The sequence below is a fragment of the Sphingomonas phyllosphaerae genome, assembly GCF_029623345.1.
GTDB lineage: Bacteria > Pseudomonadota > Alphaproteobacteria > Sphingomonadales > Sphingomonadaceae > Sphingomonas > Sphingomonas phyllosphaerae_C.
Genome location: NZ_JAPYKH010000006.1, coordinates 99,657 through 120,287, shown reverse-complemented (window position 1 = coordinate 120,287; position 20,631 = coordinate 99,657). Strand labels below are relative to the sequence as shown.

Here is a 20,631-nt window from a genome sequence, read left to right as displayed (position 1 = left end):
GATCCTTCGTTTATAGCGGCAGTTCTTCTCCTACGCCGCTCGCGCCATCTAACCGCTTCGGAACGGATCGCAAAAGGTGGAGCATGGACTATCGGCAATTGGGCGCATCAGGGCTGCGCGTTCCCGCACTGTCCTTTGGCACCGGCACGTTCGGCGGCAAGGGCCCGCTGTTCGGCGCCTGGGGGCAGAGCGACGCCGCCGAGGCGCGCCGGCTGCTCGACATCTGCCTCGACGCCGGCGTCACCCTGTTCGACACCGCCGACGTCTATTCGGACGGCGCGTCGGAAGAGGTGCTCGGCGCCGCCATCAAGGGCCGGCGCGACGCGGTGCTGGTGTCGACCAAAACCGGCCTGCCGATGGGCGACAGCCCGCAGGACTGGGGCGCCTCGCGTGCGCGGCTGATCCGCGCCGTGGAGGATTCCTTGCGGCGGCTCGGCATCGATCACCTCGATCTGCTCCAGCTCCACGCCTATGACGCGCACACCCCCGCCGAGGAGCTGATGGCGACGCTCGATCGGCTGATCGCCGCGGGCAAGGTCCGCTACGCCGGCGTCTCCAATTATCCCGGCTGGCAGCTGATGAAGGCGCAGGGGATCGCGGATCGCCACGGCTGGCCGCGGCTGGTCGCGCATCAGGTCTATTACTCGCTGATCGGCCGCGCCTATGAGTGGGAGCTGATGCCGCTGGCGCAGGATCAGGGTGTCGGCGCGCTGGTGTGGAGCCCGCTCGGCTGGGGCCGGCTGACCGGGAAGATCGGGCGCGATCGGCCCATACCGGCGGGGAGCCGCCTGCATGAGACCGTGCAGTTCGCGCCGCCGGTCACGGACGAGCATGTCTACGGCGTCGTCGACGCGCTCGAGGCGATCGCCGCCGAGACCGGGCGGACGGTGCCGCAGATCGCGCTCAACTGGCTGTTGCAGCGACCGACGGTCGCCTCGGTGATCCTCGGCGCGCGCGACGAGGCGCAGCTGCGCGACAATCTCGGCGCGGTCGGCTGGGCGCTCAGTCCCGAGCAGATCGCGGCGCTCGACGCCGCCAGCGACCAGCTCCCGCCTTATCCTCACACACCCTACCGCCAGCAGGAGGGCTTCGCCCGCCTCGCGCCGCGGCTGGTCTGAGCGGAGATCCGTCATGAAGTTCAATCCCGGCCTCTTCGCGCTGGCGATCGGTGCTTTCGGCATCGGCGTCACCGAGTTCGCGCCGATGGGCATGCTGCCCGTGATCGCCGCCGACCTGCGCGTCTCGATCCCCTCGGCGGGCCTGCTGGTCAGCGCCTATGCGCTCGGCGTGCTGATCGGCGCGCCGCTGATGACGCTGACCAGCGCGCGGCTCGACCGCCGCACCGTGCTGATCGCGCTGATGGCGATCTTCACGCTCGGCAACGCGCTGTCCGCCGTGGCCGGCGGCTATGCGTGGCTGATGGCGGCGCGGGTGGTCACCGCGTTCAACCACGGTGCCTTCTTCGGCGTCGGCGCGGTGGTCGCGGCCGGGCTGGTGCCGCCGGAGCGGCGTGCCGGCGCGGTCGCGGCGATGTTCACCGGGCTGACTGTGGCGACGATCGGCGGCGTGCCGCTCGCGACCTGGGTCGGCGAGACGATCGGCTGGCGTCCCGCCTTCGCCGGCATCGCCGCGATCGGCGCGGTCGCGATGGTCGCGCTGCGCCTCGCCTTGCCGCCGCTGCCCGCGCCGGCGGGGGCCGACCTCGCCAGCGAGCTGCGCGTGCTCGGCCGCCCGCGCGTGCTGCTTGCGCTGGCGCTCACCACGCTCGGCTTCGGCGGGGTGTTCACCGTCTTCACCTATATCGTGCCGATCCTGCGCGATGTCGCGCACGCCTCGACCGCGATGGTCACCGTGTCGCTGATGCTGTTCGGCATTGGCGCGACGATCGGCAACACGCTCGGCGGCCGGCTCGCCGACCGCTCGGTGACGCGCGCGCTCGCCGCCATGCTCGCGCTGCTGACGCTGGTGATGCTCGCCTTCGCCTGGCTGATGCACGCGCCGCTCGCCGCCAGCGCCGCGATCCTCGTCTGGGGCATCGCCAGCTTCGCGACGGTGCCGCCGCTCCAGATGCAGGTGATGGCCGCCGCGGGCGAGGCGCCCAACCTCGCCTCGGCGATGAACATCGGCGCCTTCAACCTCGGCAATGCGATCGGCGCGGCGCTCGGCGGCGGGGTGATCGCCGCCGGGCTCGGCCTGCCCGCGGTGTCGCTGGCGGGCGCGGCGATGGCGGCGGCGGCGCTCGCGCTGCTGCTGGTGGCGGCGCGTCAGCCGCGCGGCATCACCTCCGCCGCGTGAAGCACGCGGACGTGCGCGAGCTTGTCGGGGTTGCGCGCGATGTAGACGGCGGCGATCCGGCCGTCGCGCAGTTCGAGCGCAGTGGTCTGCACCACGCCACCGCGTTCACGGCTGACATGACCGGGCAGCCCGTCGATCCAGGTCATCGCGAGCAGTTCCGGCGGCGTGTCGCGGTGCTTGCGCGCCAACCCGGCATACAGCCGCCGCACGCGATCCACGCCGCGGATGACGTTGCGGAGCGCGAGCACGCGCCCCCCCCGTCGGCGTGGATCGCGACGTCGGCGGCGAGCAGCCGCGCCAGCGCCGCGCTCCGAGAAGGCAGCTGCCAGCGCGGCATAGGCATCGTCGGGAGCACGGCTCTCGGGCAACCGGGTCAGCGCCTCGGCCCAGCCGAGCGCGGCGCGCTCCCGGTCCTCGGGTGCGAGTGCGTGCGGGTCGCGGATACGGGGTGGCATCGTCGGTCTCCTGGCGCGCTCCGTCGCGCGCGCGTCGATAGACGAGGCAGGCCGGTCCGGAGTGACATCGGGATCGCGCCTGTTCGTGATCCGTGGCGACGCACCCGCGGGTTTGTGGCAGAGCGCGGCGATGGTCCAGCGCGTGCATATCCTCGTCGACGCCGACGCCTGCCCCGTGAAGGAGGAAATCTACCGGGTCGCTTACCGGCTCAAGGTGCCTGTGGCGATCGTCAGCAACGCGCACCTGCGCGTCCCCGTCCACCCGCTGATCGAGCGGGTGACGGTGAGCGACATGTTCGACGCGGCGGACGATTGGATCGCCGAGCACACCGACGCGGGCGCGATCGTCGTCACCGCCGACATCCTGCTTGCCGACCGCGCGCTCAAGGGCGGCGCAGCGGCGGTGATCGGTCCCAACGGGCGTCCGTTCACCGCCAGTTCGATCGGCAGCGCGGTGGCGGTGCGCGCGATCATGAGCGATCTGCGCGCGGGCGGCGACCGCGTCGGCGGTCCGCCGCCCTTCGCCAAGGAGGATCGCTCCCGCTTCCTCTCCGCGCTCGACGAGGCGATCCAGCGCGCCCGCCGGTGGATCGGCTAAAGACCGGACATCACGGGAGATTGCGCCGCGACGCGCGCTGACGCAGTCTCGCCGCAGCGACGCCTCCCGCGTCGCGCGGCACCCGCCCCGGCGCCGATCGTCCCAGCGGAATCCTGAACCCATGCCGATCCGTCCTGCGCGTCGCCTTGCTCTCCTGCTCGCCGCCTCCACCCTCGCCACCCCTGCGCTCGCAGCGCCGAAGCTCGACGGCGCGATCGGCGAACATGCGGTGCTCCAGCGCGACCGCCCGATCGACGTGCGCGGCACCGCGGCGCCGGGCGAGACGTTGATGATCAGCCTCGCGGGTCACAGCGTGAGCGCTACTGCGGCGCGTGACGGTCGCTTCACCGCGCGCCTACCGGCTCTGCCCGCGGGCGGCCCTTATGAGTTGACCGTGGCCGCACCGAGCGGCGCGACGCTGCTGGGCGACCTCCTGATCGGCGACGTCTTCCTCTGCTCCGGCCAGAGCAACATGGAGCTGACCGTCGACGACGCGCAGACCTTGTTCGCCGACGCGCACCCACCGCTTGACCCGCAGCTCCGGCTGCTGACGATCGCCAAGAACGCCAGCGTTACGCCGCTCGACCGCCTCGGCACGCCGCCGCGCTGGCAGGCGGCGGGACCGGACTCGGTCGGCAGCTTCTCGGCCGCGTGCTTCTACATGGTGCAGTCGCTGCGGCGGACGCAGAAGGTGCCGATCGGCGCGATCCACTCGAGCTGGGGCGGGTCACGGATCAGCGCCTGGATGAGCGACGCCGCGCTGCGCGCCGGCGGCCAGGCGGACGCCGCGACGCTGATCGCGCTCTACGCCCGCGATCCCGCCACCGCGGTGCGCCGCGCGATCGGCCAGTGGGAAGAATGGTGGCGCGGCGCCAGCGGCGACGCGCGCGGCAAGGAGCCCTGGCAGCCCGAGGCCGCGCTCGACTGGCGCGCGGTGCCGGCGCTCACCAACTTCGAAACCTGGGGCGTGCCCGAGCTGGCCGATTACAACGGCATGATCTGGTACCAGAAGGCGGCCGAGCTCACGCCGGCGCAGGCGCGCGGCGCAGCGACGCTGTCGCTCGGTGTCGTCGACGACGCCGACACCACCTGGATCAACGGCGTCGGCGTCGGCTCGAGCAGCCTCGCGTCGCAGCCGCGCGTCTACGCGCTGCCCGCGGGCACGCTGCGCGCGGGGCGCAACGTGATCACCGTCAACGATGATGACGTCTATGCGCTGGGCGGGATGACCGGGCCGACCGAGCGGATGCGGCTGACCTTCGCCGACGGCAGCAGCGTCCCGCTCGATGGCGGCTGGCGCTATGCCGTGGCCAAGCGGGTCGCCGGCGGCGCGCCGCGCGTGCCGTGGGACGACATCAACGGCGCGGGTACGCTCGACAACGCGATGATCGCCCCGCTCGCGCCGCTCCAGCTCGCCGGCATCGCCTGGTACCAGGGCGAATCGGACACCGGCCTGCCCGGCTATGACAAGCGCCTCGCCGCGTTGATCGCCGACTGGCGCCGCCGCATGGGCACGCCCGAGACGGGCTTCGCGGTGGTGCAACTCGCCGATTATGGCACGCGCGCCAAGGCGCCGGCGGAGAGCGGCTGGGGCATGGTGCGCGACGCGCAGCGCCGCGTCACCGCGGCCGACCCGCACGCCGGGATGGCAGTGGCGCTCGACCTGGGCGACGCGCTCGACATCCACCCTGGCGAGAAGCGCGAGGTCGGGCTGCGGCTCGCGCGCGCGATGCAGGCGGCACGCTACGGCGAGCCGGTCGCGCCGGCGGGGCCCGCGATCGCGGGGGCGAAGCGCGGCGCCGACGGCGGCGCGGTGCTGCGCTTCACCGGGGCGACGGGGACGCTCAGCGCGCGCGGCGCGGCGCAGGCGATCGGCTTCGAGCTGTGCGGTGCGGCGGCGGGATCGTGCCGCTTCGCCGCGGGGACGGTCGCGGGCGACATGGTGACGCTGGCGGGCGACGGGCAACCGGTGACGCACGTCCGCTATGCCTGGGCCGAGACGCCGGTGGTGAACCTGTTCGACGAGGCGCAGCTGCCGGTCGGGACCTTCGACGTGCCGGTGGAGTGAGCGGGTGGGCCTCGGAAAAGGCGGGTACATGGTCCGGCACGACGAACGGGACGCTGGATAAGCTCACCCCTCCCCTGAAGGGGAGGGGCTCACTGGATCGCCGTAAGACTCCGCTCGCTACGGCCGCGCGCCCGCCGCCACCGGCGACAGCGTGAACGAGTCCACGTCCACCCACCCCTTGCTCTCGCCGGGCGCGTAGCAGAACAAGGCAAACTGCTCGCCCTGGAAGGTGCCGGTGCGCCAGGCGAAGCGCAGCGGGAAGTCGCCGCCGAGCCCGCGCCAGCGACGCCCGTCCTCGCTGTACGCGACACGACCGATAGAGGCGCGGAAGTCCATCTCGGTACGCAGCCACAGCCGAGCGCTCGCGAGCGGCACGGTGGCGCGAGTCTCGGTACGCGCGCCTTCGATCTGGTCCTCGGTCACCTCCATCGCCAGCGACGCGCGCCGGTCCGGCTCGCGCGTGACGGTGAGATTGGCGCTCACCTGGCCGAGCGTACCGAAGCCGCAGCGGTCCCCCGGCGCGAGATGCGCCAAGTCGAGCACCACCTCGCCGCGGCTTGCCGGGCCCTGCCCCTTCTGCGTCAGCGTGTTACGCGCCTCCCAGAAGCGTGACGCGCGCGTCGGCCGCAGCCGCAGCCAGCCCGGCCGCTCGGTCAGCGACCAGCGGCGGTCGTCCGGGTTCTGGTTCCACTGCCACTGCACGCCCAGCGTCGGGCGGTCGAACGTGTCCGACGAGGGCGGCTCGACGACGGCGCCGCCGGGGATCGGCTTGCGTGCGCGCGCGGGAACGCGATCGGGCGCATCGGGCGTGCCCCAGACGGGCCAGTCGTCCTTCCAGAACACGGGCGAGACGTTCGTCATCCGCCCGATCGCGCCGCTGTCCTCCATCACGAAGCCGAACCAGCCGCCGTCGGGCAGGTCGACCAACGCGCCCTGATGGCCGCCGCTGCTATCGTCGATCTGGTCGCGCGTCTCCCACGGCCCGAACAGGCTGTGCGAGCGCGACACGCTCAGCGCCAAGCGCGGCGGCAGCGCGTTGAAGAGGTAGTAATAGTCGCCGCGCCGGATCAGCTTCGAGCCTTCCGCGCCCTTGATATAATGGATCTTGCGCGCGTCGGTGACCTTGGAGAGCGTGCGGTCGAGCGTCAGCAGCGTGATCGTACCGTCGGCGGTGGTCGCGGTCGCGAGATAGGCGCGGCCGTCGGGCTCGATGAACAGCCCGGGATCGAACGCCTCGCGGTCCAGCTCGTGGTAGCGCCACGGGCCGCGGATGCTCTTGGCGTAATAGATCCGCGTCTTCTGCCCCACCGGAGTGATCGCGAGATAGAAGGTGCCGTCATGGTGGCGCAGGCTCGCGGCATACAGCCCCTTGCGATAGGCGTTGCCGCCGACGAGATCGTAGCGTGGGTCGCCGTCGAGCTTCGTCGCGACATGGGTCGCGATCGTCCAATTGATCAGGTCGCGGCTGTGCAGGATCGTGATCCCGGGCACGTTCACGAAGGTGGTCGAGACGAAATAATAGTCGCTCCCGACGCGGATCACGTCGGGGTCGGGATAATCGGCGTAGAGCACGGGGTTGCGGTAGGTGCCGTCACCCTGGTCGGCGCGCCACACCTGCGCGGTCGCGGCACCCGAGACGGCAAGCAGCAGCGCCGCCAGCGCGCGCCGCCTCACGGGAAGACCAAAGCGCGCGAGAAGAACGGGATCACCTGTTCCTGCACGCGCGTCGCCACGCCGCTGACATGGTCGCCGGGGTAGATCGCGAAATCGTGCCTGACGCCATAGCGGTCGAGCGCGGCGTGGAGCGCCTGCGCGTCGTCCTTCAGCCCGTCGCGGTCGCCGACGTCGAGCCCGATCGCGCGATACTGGCGCAGGTTGCCGACATATTGGTCGAGCATCGCCAGCGGCGCGTTGGCCGCCCAGCGCGCCACCACCTCGGCGCGCGGCCGGCCGTTCTCGGTCGGCAGGTCCAGGAAAAGCGGCGGCTTGGTCGGGTTGGGCGACCAGGCTGCGGCCGCGGCGAGCTGCGCGCGCTGGCCCCAGGTCAGCATCGCCGAATCGGCGGGCGAGCGCAGCGCGGCGACGGTCTTCTCGTCGGCCGCCGCGTCCCCGCCGGGCGTGCGCGCGGACAGGCAGCACGGGCTCATCATGTACAGCGCGCCGAACGTCGCCGGATGCTTCATCCCGATTCGCGCGGTGCCGTATCCCCCCATCGAGTGGCCGGCGAGCCCACGGCTGTTCCGGTCGGCGACGGTGCGATAATGCGAGTCGACGTAGCCGACGAGATCGCGCGCGACGAAGGTCTCGAAGTCGCCCGTCGTCACCGAGCTGGAGTACATCGAGCCGTTGTGCGCGGTCTTGCTGTCCGGGAGCACGACGATCATCTCGCGCGCGCCCTGCGCGAAGGCACCCTCGATCGTCTGCGGCACGTGGATCTCGCGGGTCCATTGCTCCGCCCCGATCGAATAGCCGTGCAGCGCATAGACCACCGGGTAGCGCCTCCTGGGGCTGGTCTTGTAGCTCGGGGGCAGCACGACCAGCACAATGCGGTCGGCGCTGTCTCCCTCGAGGCTGGCTTCGAGCGAGCGGCCGTGCACCGTGATCCGCTCGACCGTCGCTGACTTCGCGCCGGCAACGGCGGGTGGTGCGGGCGTGGAGACCTGAGCCGGCGCGGCGGACCCCAGCATTGCGCTCGCGATCACCGCGACGACGCACCATGATCGATTGATCCTCATCCGCCCTCTCCTGTTACCGCTATCTGCCACTGGCGCGCGGTTTGCTCGGGGCAAGAGTAAGTAGTTGAATGATCATCCGTCAATGCCGCCAGCTTGATGTACGGCATATGGCAGTCATCGATGTTAGCGCTATACATGCGCTGCGCCCGGCGGCGAACGACCGGGTACGGAGGACGAGGATGAGCAAAGCGCGTATCGGCATCGGCCTATCAGTCATCGCCTTGCTGCTGGCGAGCGCGGCGCCGGCGCAACCGCGTCGCGCGGCGCCGCCCACAAGCGAGCTGACGCTCAACAAGAGCGGCTATTACGAGTCGCCCGGCACCAACGTACTGGTCTTTTCCAATTGGTACGACGGGCTGTTCGCCGACTCCAAGATCAGTGGCGTCGAGATCATCCAGCAGGACGAGCGGATCGCCACCAACGGCGACGTCCGCCTCGCCGCGACGCCAGGCCAATGGGACCCGACCGCGCGCTTCGTCGGGCGCGAGGTCGACCAGCGCAGCGGGGCCATCACGGTGACGCTGGAATATCCTGACCAGCACTGGCGTTACCGGATCCGCTCGGAGAAAGCGGGCGGCGGCGTGAAGGTCTCGGTGCTGCTCGACCAGCCGGTGCCCGAGGCGCTGGCGGGCCGCGCCGGCTTCAATCTCGAATTCCTGCCCGCCGCCTACTTCCATCACGGCTATCTCGCCGACGACCGCACCGGCACCTTCCCGCTCTACCCCGCCGACGCGATGACGCGCACGCCCGAGCGCAACGCAGCGAGCGGCCGGGCCGAAGGCCCGGGCGCCGAGCCGCAGCCGATCGCCGCGGCACGCCGCTTCGTGCTCGCGCCCGAGGACGCGACGCGGCGCGTGACGATCGAGTCGAGCGAGCCCGTGGAACTCTACGACGGGCGCAACCAGGCGCAGAACGGCTGGTTCGTGCTTCGCTCGTTGCTGCCGACGGGGAAGACCGGCGCGGTGCTCGAATGGACGGTGCGCCCGACCAGCGTGCCGGGATGGCGCCGCGCGCCGGTGATCGCGCACTCGCAGCTCGGCTATGCGCCGGGCGGGCGCAAGGTGGCGACGATCGAGCTCGACCGCGCCGACACGCGCGCGCTGACGCCGCGGCTGCTGCGCGTCGGTGGCGACGGCGCGATGACGCCGGTGACGATCCCCGCGGCGACACGCTGGGGCGACTATCTGCGCTATTCCTATCTGCGGCTCGACTTCAGCGCGGTGCGCCAGCCGGGGCTCTACGTGCTCGAGTACGGCACCACCCGCACCGCGCCGTTCCGCATCGCCAATGACGTCTATGCGAGCGCCTGGCACCCGACGCTCGACGTCTATTTTCCGGTGGCGATGGATCATATGTACGTCAACGAGGGCTATCGCGTGTGGCACGGCGAGGCGCACCGTGACGACGCGCGCCAGGCACCGATCAACCACGAGCATATCGACCTCTACGCGCAAGGCCCGACCACCGACAGCAAGTACAAGCCGGGCGAGCACATTCCCGGGCTCAACACCGGCGGCTGGTTCGACGCGGGCGACTTCGACATCCGCACCCAGTCGCAATATCAGGTGATCCGCTCGATGGTGGACAGCTGGGAACGCTGGCGCCCGACGCGCGACACCACCGCGGTGGACGAGGCGCGCCGCCGCACCGAGATGCACGTGCCCGACGGCACGCCCGACCTGCTCCAGCAGATCGCGCACGGCACGCGCCAGCTGGTGGCGCAATTCGACGCGGTCGGCCACGCCATTCACGGCATCGTCGAGCCCGACGTCGCGCAATATACGCACCTCGGCGACGCCTCGACCAAGACCGACGGGCTGATCTACGACCCCGCGCTGACGCTCGACGAGGAGAAGGGTGGCCGCAGTGGCATGCCTGACGATCGCTGGGCGTTCACCACCAAGGCCTCCGCGCTCAACTACGGGTCGATCGCCGGGTTGGCGGCGGCATCGCGCGCGCTGCAGAGCTCGGATCCGGCGCTGGCCAAGCGTGCGCTCGCGCTCGCCACCGCGACCTGGGCGGAGGAGCAGTCGCACCCGCCCGACCTCTACCAGCACGGCAACACCACCGGCGGTCCGCTCGATATGGAACGCTTCTCTGCCGCGGTCGAGCTGCTGCGCGCCACGCGCGATCCGCGCTACGTCGCCGCGGTCGAAGCGCTTTATCTCGGGGTGGAGAAGAGGTTCGCGCCGAGCCTGCGCGACGCGGTCGCCGCGATCCCCTTCATGCCCGCCCCATACCGACAGCGGCTGATCCCGGCGGTCCGCGCCTATGCGGCGGAGGCAGACAAGGCCGCGACCGCCAACCCGTTCGGCGTGCCGATCACCACGGGTGGCTGGGCCGGCAGCGGCACCGTGATGGGCTATGCGCTCAACGCCTATGCGCTGCACAAGGCATTCCCCGAGATCGTCCCCGCCGACGCGGTCTTCCGCGGCGCCGAGTTCGTGCTCGGTCACCATCCCGGCTCGGACCGCTCGTTTGTCTCGGGCGTGGGGACGCTGTCGAAGGAGGTCGCCTATGGCAACAACCGTGCCGACTTCTCCTTCATCGCCGGCGGCGTCGTCCCCGGCGTGCTGGTGATCAAGCCCGACTTCCCCGAGAACCACGAGGACTGGCCGTTCTTCTGGGGCGAGAACGAATATGTCATTCCCGAGGGCGCAATGTGGATCGAGCTGGCGCAGGCGGTCGACGAGCTCGCGCGCGCGCGGCGGTAAGGCGCCCTACACCGCCGTCCCGCTCGCCGCGGGCGCGGACGCGGGGACGCGGCGGCGCGATCCCGCGAGCACGGAGGCGGCGAGTAGCGGCAACAGCCAGATGACGCGGCTCTGATAGCGGTCGTGCGGCTTGGAGAAGGCGCCGCACACCGCGGCGTTGAGCAGGATGCCCGCGAGCACGATCGCGACATAGCCGCGCGTGGCCGCCGGCATCGTATCACGCCGTGCCGCGCCGAGCGCGAGCAGGGCGGCGAGCGCGAGCAGGGTCACGGGCGCCGCCAGCAGATTGTAATAACCGCTCGGGAACTCGCCCGCGGCGGCGCGGGTGGAGTCGAACGTGGCGCGCACCGCCGGGGGCAGCTTGTCGCGGTTGATCCCGCCGAGCCGCGCGTCAGCGATATCGTCCACCTGCCAGCGCAGCAGCTGCCCGCCGATGTTGCGCAGCGAGGCACCGATTACCGCCATGGGCTGGTCGGCCAGCACCGCGAGCACGAAGCCGCGCTCCTCGGCGGCAACGCGGCGCCGATCCTCGGCTGGCATGCCCATGAAGCTGCCACGGCCGCTCGCCCACAGGAAGGAGTCGCTGTCCGCGGGAATGGAGTCGCGATATTGGCAGAGCGTCAGCGTCGACCCGTTGACGCAGGCGCGCTCGAGATAGTCGCGCCCCGGCCCGTCGGCGATCAGCCGCGCCGCCACGAACGGCGGTCGCACCGGCGGATAGCCGGTCATCTTGCGCACCGCCCCGCCGAAGGCGGCCTCGCCACCGGCGCCGACCAGCAGCGCCAGCGCGATCGGGGCGAGGCACAGGGCGGTGCGCGTTCCCAGCCGCCACAGCAGCAGCACGCCGACCAGCAGGCCGATCACGAGCAGGTTGCCGCTGTGGAACAGCGCCGCGGCGGCGAGCAGCAGCGACCAGAAGGCGCGCTCGCCGCGCTTCATCGCGCGCCAGTAGAGCGCGATCTGCGCACTCGCCAGGATGGCGAGCGGCGCGAAGATGTCGGGCATCAGCAGCGCCACCTGGAGCCCGACGCTGGTCACGAGCGCCACGGCGAGCACCGGCCACAGGCGCTCTGGCGACTCGAGCCGGCCGGCGACGCGGCGCGCGGCGAGCAGCGCCGCGGTGGCGGTCACCAGCGCCTGGACGATCACCACCCACCAGAAGCTGCCGAGCCAGTCGGCAGCGTAGAGCAACGCGCCATAATAGACCGAGCGGCCTGACAGCACGACCGGGAAATTACCCGCCGGCGTCGTCGCCGGCACCGTCCGCTCGTCGCTCCCGGATGACGGCGCCGCTGCCGGCGCCGGCGCCGCGCTGGCCGCGAGCGCGCGCTTGGCATCGTCCGACCAGGCCGAGCTGTGCCCCGTCGCCGCGACCACGGCGGCGTCGACGCCACGGATATAGGTGGTCGTGTCGGGGAATTGCAGCACGCCACGGTTCACCGCCGCCGGCAACAGCAGCAACAGCGCGAGCAGCGCGATGAGGCCGGCGAGAACGCCCCGACCCTGCATATGTCCCCCTGATTGCCCGCTAACCGCTTAGCTCTTCGGGGGTAGCAGGGTCCAGCGGTGATCGGTGCCTGGAACGGGACGGTTCACTCGCGCGCGAAGACCTGCATGCTCTTCGGTACCTCGACGTCGCGCGCGCCCGTGGCGATCCGATAGGCCGCCTCGACCGCGCGGCTCAGCGCGGCGGTGGCGAAGGGCTTGCCGACGCAACCGATGATCAGCGGGTGATCCGCCGCGCTCGGGCAGTTGCCGCTGACGTACAAACACGGCACCCCGCGCGCCGACAGCTCGCGCGCTACGGTGAGGCCGCTGTCATTCTCCGCCAGCCGCACGTCGCATAAAGCGAGATCGATCGTCTCGCGCGCGGCGATCGCCAGCGCCTCGCTCGCGCTCTCCGCCACGCCGACGACGAGGTGGCCCGCCATGGTCAGCGCGTCCTCGACGAGCATCGCGATGATCGCCTCGTCCTCGACCACGAGCAGACGGAGCGAGCGGGTATCGGTGTCAGCCTGCATGAGCGAGTGGGAACCTCAAGTGGATCGCGCCGGCTTCCTCGTAGAGGCTGGCGTTGAGCTGGCGCAGCAATGAGCTGGCGAGCCGGTCGAGCGGCGGCGCGGCCGCCGGCTCCGCGGCGACGGTGATCCGCGCCTCCAGCGTGGCGGCACCGCGCGCGACCGCGACGCGAGCGCCGGCACCATCGCGGCGATCTAACAGGGCGTGGACCAGAAGCGAAAAGGCGACGGCCTGCTCGATCGGGATCATCACCCGCTCCGCCGCCTCGACCCGCCCGTCACCGCCGGTGGTGAGCTCGACCGCGCCGTGCAGGATCTCGACCGCATCGACCGCGAGCGAGGCGCCGTCGGCCTGGTAGAGCGGGCGGTGCGCCAGCGCGATCAGCTCGAGCCGCTCAGCGACGGTGGTCAGCGCCGGCGGCACCGGCTCGACGCCGCGCAGCTCGTTGCGCACCACCCCGACCGCCATCTGCAGATTGTTGCGGACGCGGTGGTTGAGCTCGGCGAGCAGTCGATCGCGCTCGGCGATGTTGCAGCGCAGCTCTTCCTCGTGGCGCAGCCGCAGCTTCGCCAGCGCGACATAGTGGCACAGCGTGTGGAGCAGCTGCAGCTCTTCGGCGGTGAAACACGGGCTGTCGCGGCGCCCGAAACCGAGCGTGCCAAGCAGCCGCTCGCCGTCGAGCAGCGGCGTGCAGGCATAACAGTCGAGCCCGATCGAGCGGACGAACGCCAGCTGCGGCGAGTCGGAGCGCTGCACCCCCTTGGCGTGGATGCGGCGACGCTCCAGCGCGGCACAGCCGCACACCGCTTCGCCCAGCCGCAGCTCGGCGCCGTCATGCGCCTGCTGCTCCGTCAGCCCGGCATAGGCCTCGAGCCGCAGCAGGCCGCCGTCGTGGCGGTAGTTGAAGAAGACGTCGAGCCGCAGCTCGGCGCGGACCAGCGCGAACAGCTCGTCCACCATCCGCGCCGGATCGGTCGCGGCGAGCAGCCGGTCGGCCGCCTCCGCGGCGAGCGCGAGGTAGCGGCGCGACAGGTCCAGCGTCGCCGCGGCGTCGTCGACGGGATACGTGGGTGGGCGCTCGCGCTCGACCTCCGACATGGCGGCTGGTTACCCCCCACGTGTGAAAATTTACAGGGCCAATCCACTTGCTTAAGTGAATTCCGCGCAGGCCACTGACCTACATCGGCGAAGCGTAGAGCGCGTGATGGGTCAGGATGTACAAGGTACGACGCCCGGCGCCGCCGATCAGCAGCTGAAGTGGCCGCTCGGGTACGTCGATCCGCTTGGTCTCGCTGCCGTCGGGCGCGTAGACGAAGACCTGGCCGTTGGCGACGTAGAGGTTGCCGGCGTCGTCGCGCGCGACGCTCTCGCCGCCGCGCTCGGCCACCACCTTGAGGTCGGTCACTTGCCCGCCCGCGCCGACGAGGCCGCTGTAGGTGCGGTTCTCCGAGGCGTTGGTCAGCATTACCCGGCTGCCCGGCGCCGCCCCAACGAGCCCATAGGAGTCGAGCGTGTCGGACCAGCGCCAGCCACTGTGATCGTCCGGCCCCTGGTTCCAGACGCGAAAGGCAGGGAGCACCAGCGAGCCGTCGGGCGAGACATATTCCTGCGGCTTGGCCTCGCCCATCTTGCTGGTGAAGAAGGCGGCGATCGGCGGGAACTCGTAGGTTTTCGGGTCGATCCGGTCGGCGAACTCACCGTTGGCCCAGACGTTGACCGGCAGCAGCAAGGCGGCGCCGGGATGCGCACGCGCCGCGGTCGGCGCGATGACGCGCACGTCCTCGGGCTTGGCGGGATCGATGCTGTAGACCGTGCCGTCGCGCCCCGCCGAGGACTGGACGAGCAGGTCGCCCGATCGCGCGACCGCCAGGTTGACGGGATCGAGCGGAGCCTGCGCCACGGTCGACAGACCTTCCTCGCGCGACCAGCCGTGGATGCGGTGGAAGAAGCGATCGATGAAGTAGAGCTTGCCGGCCTTGTCCACCGCGCCACCCGCGATCGAGTAGAAGCCGTCGGCCAGCTTCTCGATCCCCGGTGACACCGGCACCGCGGAGGCGGTCGCCGCGCTGGCCGCGACGGCGGGCACGTCGAGCCGCGCGAACTCGCGCTCGCGCACCTCCTGCTGGCGCGTCATGTCCTTGATGGCGTTCTCGAAGGGGAATTTGCTCGCGCGCAGATAGGTGCCGCAGCCCTTGGCGTCGCAGCTGGCGAAGCCGCTCTCCGCATTGACGTGGACGTTGCGGAAGCGGACGTCGCCCGACTGATACAGCTTCACCGCCGCGTCCATCGGCTTGATCGTCCGCGTCACGCGATAGCCGTGATAATTGGCGAAGAGGATGTTGCGCGAGCGGTGAATCTCGGTCGAGACCGCGTTGACGCCGTCGCGCACCTCCTGCTCGGTCTGCGGCGCGAGAAACTCCCAATTCTCGACATGATCGAGCACGATCTCGGCGCGATAATGATGCTCGGCGGAGAGCTCGTAGACGTGCCCCGGGGTCGTCGTGTCGGAGACGTAGAAGCCCGCCGACGCCAGGGTGTTGGGCGACCAGATCGCGGCGAAGGTGCCGCCGCCCCCGTCGGTGACCCAGATGCTCGGATGCTGGCCGTCCTGACGCGCCTGCGGGTCGTTCGGCTTGATCGCGCTGCCCTTGGTCAGCACCGTCCCGCCGCCGCCCTGGATCTTGACGTCATTGACCATCGAGGCGGCGCCGGCGCGCCACAGCAGAGCGGTCGCGCGCGGGTTGACGCTGCCGGTCCACAGCCCGATGCCGTGGACGATCGCCCTGCCGCCCTTCGCGCTCTCCAGCAGCGCACGCGCGCCGCCGACACCTGCGTAATTGGGCGCGTTGTCGGGCAGATAGAGATGCGTCAGGCTCGGGTGCAGCGCGATCAGCACGCTGTCGGGACGAAGCTTGAGCGTATCGGTGACGCGGTAGCGCCCCATCGGCAGGTAGAGCACGCGATGCGTGTCGATCGCGCGCTGCAGCGCCGCGGTGTCGTCGGTGGCGTCGTCACCCTTGACGCCGAGCGTGCGCACGTTGACCCACTGGCTGACCGGCGGCAGCGCCGCGATCGCCGGCGCCGGCGCGCGCGGCGCGCTGGTCGCCGGAACGATATCGAAGGTCGTCGCGGTCTTGCCGATCTCGCCGAGACCGGCAAGCGCGAGGCCGTGCGAGAAGTCGGCGACTTGGTAGTGCTTCCCCTTGCCCGCGATCGTGCGCCCGCTGTCACGGAAGCGCGCGAACACCGGCGTGTCGCTCGCCACCGCATGGTCGAAGCCGATCTGGGTGAAGACGCTGGTCTCCTCCGAGATCACCACCGCCGCCTGGCTGACCCGCTCGAAGCGCACGTCCTTGCCCCACAGCGAGTCGGACCAGCCGCGATCGATGTCGATGCCGATCGGGGTGTCGCGGAAGGCGACGTTGACCAGCGTGAGATCGACTTCGTGCTCGCGGATCGCGGCGTCGCGCTGGCCCTCGAACGCGGAGTCGATCAGCGTGAACTGCCACGCCGGCGAGGTCTTCTCGCTCAGGATGCCGTAGCGCCCGCCGTAGAAGCGCAGGTCCTCGAATTCGTTGCCGGCCTGGTAAACACCCGCCAGCGCCGAGCCGAGATGGAAGTCGGCGTGGCGGACATAGCCGTGCTGCGCGACGCGGAAGCGCACCGCCACCGCGCCCTCGTTGCCCGCACCGATGCGGAAATCGACGTTGGCGATGGCCGAGTAGAAGGTGCTCGACGTCGCGTCATAGACGGTGGGATCAAACGGCACCGTGGTGGGCGGCGGCACCGCGACCTTGCCGACGCGATACTGGTCCTCGCCGGTGAAGGCGACCATCGCCGCGACGCCGCTGCCAAAACCGGGGGTGGCATCGCCCAGCACGATCTCTGGCCGGGTCTTGCCGACGCCGAAGATCCGGACCGCGGGGCGCACCAGGATCGTGCGCGTGATGCGGTAGCGACCCGCCGGCAGGAAAACGATGCCGCCGCTCCCGCTCGCCGCGGCCTGGTCGATCGCCTGCTGGATCGCCGCGCTGTCGTCGGCGCGCCCGTCGCCGACGCCGCGTACCGTGATCGCGCGCGGATCGTCAGGCTGGGTGAGATAGACCGAGGTCGAGCGCGCCGCCGCGGGCGCCGCCGTTCCCGCCGCCAGCGCTACTGCCGCGGCGCCCAGCCACCTCTTCGCCCGCATCGCGTGCCTCCCAGCTTCTTGTTACTTTACAGCTACTTACCTAGCCTTCTCGCGGTGCGCTAGCCGGCGTGGGCGGCCAGTGCCTCGGCTACCACCGCCACCTGCGTGCGATTGCGCACGTTCAGCTTGCGCATCAGCGCGGTCATGTGCGCCTTCACCGTCGCTTCGGCGATGCCGAGCTCGAAAGCGATCTCCTTGTTGAGTCTCCCCGAGCGCACGCCGCGCAGCACCTTCACCTGCGTCGGGGTGAGATGCGCCAGCGTGGCAACGCCGCCGGTCGGTCCGTCGGGGGTAGCGCCCGTCGTCATCCTGCTCCTCCTTCGCGGACGTCGCCGCGCATGCTTATCGGCTCGTCCCCCCGCAATCGGTTAGACAGCTTTGTTCGATATGAGCTCGTTTTCGCCGGCCTAGCAAGTCAATTGGCTCGAGTGGCCGCAAACCTGTCTGACAGGCATCATCCTCGCCACGCTCGTTGCGCTCGGTTATGTCAGGAGCGAGGAGAGGATCGTGAGCGAGGGACGGCTGACCGATCGCGCCTATGCCGCGATCGTACGGATCATCAACGACGAGGCACTGGCCGTCGGCGACCGGCTGCCTTCCGAGGCGCGTCTGGCCGAGAACTTCGGCATGTCGCGTGCGATCGTGCGCGAGGCGCTGGCGCGGCTGGCGTCGGACGGGATCACCGAGGCACGCCGCGGCGCGGGCTCCTACGTCAAGCGCCGCCCCTCGGCGCGGCTGGACACGCACATGCCGATGGACACGATGGCCTCGGCGATGGGTACCTATGAGGTGCGCTTCGTGCTCGAGGCCGAGGCGGCGCGGCTGGCGGCGCAGCGCCGCTCGCCCGCGCAGATGGAGGCGATCGAGCGCGCCCTGGCGGCGCTGCGTGCGGCATTGCTCTCCAACGCGCCGGCGCACGACGAGGACTGGCGGCTGCACCGAGCGATCGTCGAGGCGACCGCCAACGCATCCTTCCCGCTGGTGTTCGATCAGCTGCTCGACGGCGTCATGCGCGTGCTGCGCGCGGGCGTCGACATCTCGCGCTCCCGCCCGCCCGCGGTGATCGGCGCGATGATGGAGGAGCATGACGCGATCGTCGACGCGATCCGCGCGCAGGACGCCGAGGGCGCCGCGCTGGCGATGCGCTGGCATCTGTCGCAGGGAAGACGACGGCTGATGCCATGACCGACCTACGATCCTATCCGTTTGCGGGGAGGATCGGCACCTTGTCTCAGCGCCTCACCCTGGCACCACTCCCAACCACGCGCGCACCGCCGCGACCAGCTCGTCGGGCGGACGGGTTGAGTCCAGCGTCAGCGCGCGCTCGTCGGCGGAAGGAGGCTCGAGCGTGGCGAGCTGGCTGTCGAGTAACGCAACCGGCATGTAATGGCCCGAGCGGGTCGCCATCCGGCGCGCGATCGTGTCGCGGTCGAGCGCGAGCAGGACGAAGGCGAGACGCAGCCCCGAGGCCGCGCCCAGCCGCTCGCGATAGACCCGCCGCAGCGCCGAACAGGCCGCGACCGCACGCTTTTCCTCGCGCGCGGCGTCGCCGAGCGCCGCGCCGAGCCGGTCAAGCCACGGCCAGCGATCGTCGTCGGTCAGGGGGCGCCCCTCGCGCATCTTCGCGACATTGGCGGCGGAGTGGTAAGTGTCGCCCTCCAGCATCGGGCAGGCGAACGCGCGCGCCAGCGCGGTAGCGAGCGTCGTCTTGCCGGTGCCGCTCGCCCCCATCACCACGATCGCGAGCGCCCCCGCGCCCTCGTTCCCGTCCGCTTGCCCGATCGCGTGCAATGCTCACCCAGTCTCCGGCACGGCCCGGCGGGCCGCCTTGCTTACCCTATCCCGCGTCCGCGACTTCTTGGCCAGCGCGACCTTGGTCGGCGTACCCGCGCGCCGCGACATGGGCTGTCAATGATGCGCTTACCCTTACTCCACCCGCGCCCAACCCGGGCCTGCCGGTTCCAGCGTCTCCAAAAACGCCCGCGCGCTGTCGCGATATTCCGCCCGGCGCGCGTCGTCGAACCGCCGCCACGTGGCGTAAACGTTGCGCATTCGCGGGTTGCGCGAGAAGCGTTCCTCGTGACGCGCGACAAAGTCCCAGTAGAGCGCGTTGAACGGGCATGCCCCCTCACCCGTCTTCTTCTTGACGTCGTAGCGGCATCGCCCGCAGTAATCGGACATGCGGTCGATATAGGCGCCGCTCGCGACATAGGGCTTCGACGCGATCACCCCGCCGTCGGCGAACTGGCTCATCCCGACGACGTTGGGCAGCTCGACCCACTCATAAGCGTCGAAATAGACCACCAGGAACCAGTCCGAGATCGCCGCCGGTGCCACTCCGGCGAGCAGCGCGAAATTGCCGAGGACCATCAATCGCTGAATATGGTGCGCATAGGCCTCCCGCCGGGTCTGATCGACCGCCTCGGCGAGGCAGCGCATGTCGGTCTCGCCGGTCCAGTAGAAGTCGGGCAGCGGCCGCGTCGCCTGCAGCGCGTTGCGCTCGGCGAACGCGGGCATGTCCCACCAGTACATGCCGCGCATATATTCGCGCCAGCCGATGATCTGGCGGACGAAGCCCTCGACCGAGTTGATCGGCGCGCGTCCGCGCTGATAGGCGCGCACCGCCGCCTCGCACACTTCCACGGGTTCGAGCAGCCCGAGGTTGAGGCACAGCGACAGGCTGGAGTGGAACAGATAATCCTGCCCCGCCACCATGGCGTCCTGGTAGCGGCCGAAGTCGGGCAGCGCCTCGTCGACGAACTGGTCGAGCGCCTGCAACGCCTGCGCTCGGGTGACCGGCAGCGCGAACGACTCGAGCGCGCCGAAATGCGCGCCGAAGCGCTTCGCGACCAGGGCGAGGACGTCGCGCGTCGTCGCATCGGGGGCGAAGCGCAGCGGCGCGGGATAGTTGCGCCCGGCGGTGGGGCCGGCGCGATTGTCGTGGTCGAAGTTCCACTGGCCACCCTCGGGTTTGCCGTCGGCGGTCATCAGCAGCCCGGTGCGGCGGCGCATCTCGCGGTAGAAGAATTCCATCCGTTTCTCGCGCGAGCGCTGCGCCCAGGCGAAGAAGTCCGGTAGCGGGCAGACGAAGCGGTCGTCCTCGAGGATGTCGACCGGCAGGCCGGTGCGCTCCGCCCAGCCGTCCTGCGCCTGGCGGACGCGATACTCGCCGCCCGCGACGGTGCGGATCGCGCTGGCGCGGTGGCGTTTGGCGGCGCGCTCGACCTCGCCGGCGAAGCTCTGCGTGTTGCCGCGCGCATCGAGCGCGACATAGTCGACCGTCCACCCGTCGTCGCGCAGCGCCGCGGCGAAGTGGCGCATCGCCGCGAAGATCAGCGCGATCTTCTTCTGATGATGGCGCACATAGGTGGCCTCGTCCCACACCTCCATCATCAGCACGACCGCGCTACCGCGGTCGACGTCGCGCAGGCTGGCGAGCGTGGGGGTGAGCTGGTCGCCCAGCAGCGGGATCAGCAGAGTCATGCCAGCGCCAACGCGCGGGCGGCGCGAAAGCAACGTGGGTTAGGAGGGCGGTGTCCGCGTCTTCCCCTTCGTCAT

General features: G+C 70.7%; 16 protein-coding genes. 6 read left to right on the top strand and 10 right to left on the bottom strand.

The genetic code is table 11. The features are described from left to right. The first annotated feature begins 83 nt into the window (after window positions 1–83). Both QBJ89_RS08065 and QBJ89_RS08060 read left to right on the top strand, forming a co-directional pair. The gene (locus tag QBJ89_RS08065; protein WP_277980011.1) at window positions 84–1,118 is read left to right on the top strand and encodes an aldo/keto reductase; all 1,035 of its coding nucleotides are present in this window, start codon (window positions 84–86) and stop codon (window positions 1,116–1,118) included. 13 nt (window positions 1,119–1,131) lie between these two features. Beyond that, on the top strand, window positions 1,132–2,295 hold the full coding sequence (locus QBJ89_RS08060) for an MFS transporter (protein WP_277980010.1): 1,164 nt from the start codon (window positions 1,132–1,134) through the stop codon (window positions 2,293–2,295). Here QBJ89_RS08060 and QBJ89_RS08055 read toward each other — a convergent pair. Further along, entirely contained in the window at window positions 2,265–2,750 is a 486-nt protein-coding gene (locus QBJ89_RS08055) for a hypothetical protein (RefSeq protein ID WP_277980009.1), read from the bottom strand. The genes QBJ89_RS08060 and QBJ89_RS08055 overlap by 31 nt on opposite strands. Window positions 2,751–2,892: 142 nt before the next feature. Between QBJ89_RS08055 and QBJ89_RS08050 the strand changes: the two genes are divergently transcribed. Next, window positions 2,893–3,348 (top strand): YaiI/YqxD family protein, encoded by a 456-nt coding sequence (locus QBJ89_RS08050; RefSeq protein WP_277980115.1) that lies wholly within the window; start codon window positions 2,893–2,895, stop codon window positions 3,346–3,348. Between the two features lie 121 nt (window positions 3,349–3,469). Next, a complete protein-coding gene (locus QBJ89_RS08045; RefSeq protein ID WP_277980008.1) occupies window positions 3,470–5,416 on the top strand; it encodes a sialate O-acetylesterase in 1,947 nt (648 codons plus the stop codon). Between the two features lie 117 nt (window positions 5,417–5,533). Here QBJ89_RS08045 and QBJ89_RS08040 read toward each other — a convergent pair whose 3' ends face one another. Beyond that, window positions 5,534–7,090 (bottom strand): glycoside hydrolase family 43 protein, encoded by a 1,557-nt coding sequence (locus QBJ89_RS08040; protein WP_277980007.1) that lies wholly within the window; start codon window positions 7,088–7,090, stop codon window positions 5,534–5,536. After that, window positions 7,087–8,151: an alpha/beta hydrolase gene (locus QBJ89_RS08035; protein ID WP_277980006.1), complete on the bottom strand. Its 1,065-nt coding sequence runs from the start codon at window positions 8,149–8,151 to the stop codon at window positions 7,087–7,089. Before QBJ89_RS08035 ends, QBJ89_RS08040 begins: the two co-directional genes overlap by 4 nt. A 179-nt stretch (window positions 8,152–8,330) precedes the next feature. Between QBJ89_RS08035 and QBJ89_RS08030 the strand changes: the two genes are divergently transcribed. Further along, a complete protein-coding gene (locus QBJ89_RS08030) occupies window positions 8,331–10,865 on the top strand; it encodes a glycoside hydrolase family 9 protein (protein WP_277980005.1) in 2,535 nt (844 codons plus the stop codon). Window positions 10,866–10,871: 6 nt separating this feature from the next. On the opposite strand, the gene QBJ89_RS08025 is transcribed toward QBJ89_RS08030, so the two are convergent. The 5 genes from QBJ89_RS08025 to QBJ89_RS08005 all read right to left on the bottom strand — a co-directional run bounded on the left by QBJ89_RS08025 (window position 10,872) and on the right by QBJ89_RS08005 (window position 17,381). Beyond that, window positions 10,872–12,374 (bottom strand): hypothetical protein, encoded by a 1,503-nt coding sequence (locus QBJ89_RS08025; RefSeq protein ID WP_277980004.1) that lies wholly within the window; start codon window positions 12,372–12,374, stop codon window positions 10,872–10,874. Between the two features lie 83 nt (window positions 12,375–12,457). After that, a complete protein-coding gene (locus QBJ89_RS08020; RefSeq protein WP_277980003.1) occupies window positions 12,458–12,886 on the bottom strand; it encodes a response regulator in 429 nt (142 codons plus the stop codon). Beyond that, window positions 12,876–13,982, bottom strand: coding sequence for a GAF domain-containing protein (locus QBJ89_RS08015; RefSeq protein ID WP_277980002.1), 1,107 nt, complete (start codon window positions 13,980–13,982; stop codon window positions 12,876–12,878). The genes QBJ89_RS08020 and QBJ89_RS08015 overlap by 11 nt, the downstream gene beginning before the upstream one ends. 79 nt (window positions 13,983–14,061) lie before the next feature. Beyond that, entirely contained in the window at window positions 14,062–17,073 is a 3,012-nt protein-coding gene (locus QBJ89_RS08010; protein ID WP_277980001.1) for a glycosyl hydrolase family 28-related protein, read from the bottom strand. A 59-nt stretch (window positions 17,074–17,132) separates the two neighbouring features. Continuing rightward, complete coding sequence (locus tag QBJ89_RS08005; RefSeq protein WP_277980000.1) at window positions 17,133–17,381, bottom strand: response regulator transcription factor; 249 nt, start codon at window positions 17,379–17,381, stop codon at window positions 17,133–17,135. A gap of 199 nt (window positions 17,382–17,580) precedes the next feature. On the opposite strand from QBJ89_RS08005, the gene QBJ89_RS08000 reads away from it, so the two are divergent. Beyond that, window positions 17,581–18,258, top strand: a complete 678-nt coding sequence (locus QBJ89_RS08000; protein WP_277979999.1) for a FadR/GntR family transcriptional regulator — start codon at window positions 17,581–17,583, stop codon at window positions 18,256–18,258. A gap of 54 nt (window positions 18,259–18,312) precedes the next feature. On the opposite strand, the gene QBJ89_RS07995 is transcribed toward QBJ89_RS08000, so the two are convergent. Further along, window positions 18,313–18,864 (bottom strand): gluconokinase, encoded by a 552-nt coding sequence (locus tag QBJ89_RS07995; RefSeq protein ID WP_347342823.1) that lies wholly within the window; start codon window positions 18,862–18,864, stop codon window positions 18,313–18,315. A gap of 135 nt (window positions 18,865–18,999) precedes the next feature. Next, window positions 19,000–20,556, bottom strand: coding sequence for a cryptochrome/photolyase family protein (locus QBJ89_RS07990; RefSeq protein WP_277979998.1), 1,557 nt, complete (start codon window positions 20,554–20,556; stop codon window positions 19,000–19,002). Between the last annotated feature and the right edge of the window lie 75 nt (window positions 20,557–20,631).